General features: G+C 76.2%; 1 protein-coding gene. It reads left to right on the top strand.

Going from position 1 to position 635, the window contains the following annotated elements; translation table 11 throughout:
• Positions 1 to 94: 94 nt before the first annotated feature.
• A partial coding sequence (locus CQZ88_RS22940; protein WP_180987069.1) for a molybdenum cofactor guanylyltransferase occupies positions 95 to 635 on the top strand: 541 nt, incomplete at its 3' end.

Genomic DNA, 635 nt, shown 5'->3' with positions numbered 1-635 from the left:
CCGGTGCGGTATCGGCGGGCCGCCGCGCAGTCACCACACGCCCGACTGACCGCCCCGGCACACCGCGCCGGCCCGCGTCGGGCAGCATGAGCTCATGAGTTCGCTGACCGACGTCGAGGCCGTCATCGTCGCGGGCGGACGCGCGACCCGCATGGGCGGCGTCGACAAGCCCGCACTCGTCGTCGGGGGCCGGCGCATGCTCGACATCGCGCTGGCCGCGGTGGCCGGGTGCCGCCGGATCACCGTCGTCGGACCACGGCGCGACGATCTCGACCCGGCGGTGGTCCAGGTCCAGGAGCAGCCCGCCGGGGCCGGGCCCGTCGCCGCCCTCGCCGCCGCGGGTCTTCACGCACCGGTGGTGCTGGTCCTCGCCGCCGACCTGCCGTTCCTCACCGCGGACACGGTCACCGCACTGGTGGAGACCCTGCGCGGCGCCCCCGGAGCCGACGCGGCGTTCGCTGTCGACGACTCGGGCCGGATCCAGTTCCTGCTCGCCGCGTGGCGTGGTCCCGCGCTCGCCGGCCGCCTCGCCGGGCTGGGGACGGATCCGGCCAATCAGCCGATGAAGGCCCTGCTGCCGGAGCGCTACGTCACGGTTCCGGTGGCGGGGACCGCGGACTGCGACACCCCGCAGG

This window comes from Rhodococcus sp. ENV425 (assembly GCF_002887785.1).
Taxonomy (GTDB): domain Bacteria; phylum Actinomycetota; class Actinomycetes; order Mycobacteriales; family Mycobacteriaceae; genus Rhodococcus; species Rhodococcus aetherivorans.
The sequence above is the reverse complement of the archived record's forward strand: the minus strand, read 5'-3'. Positions and strand labels throughout refer to the sequence as shown.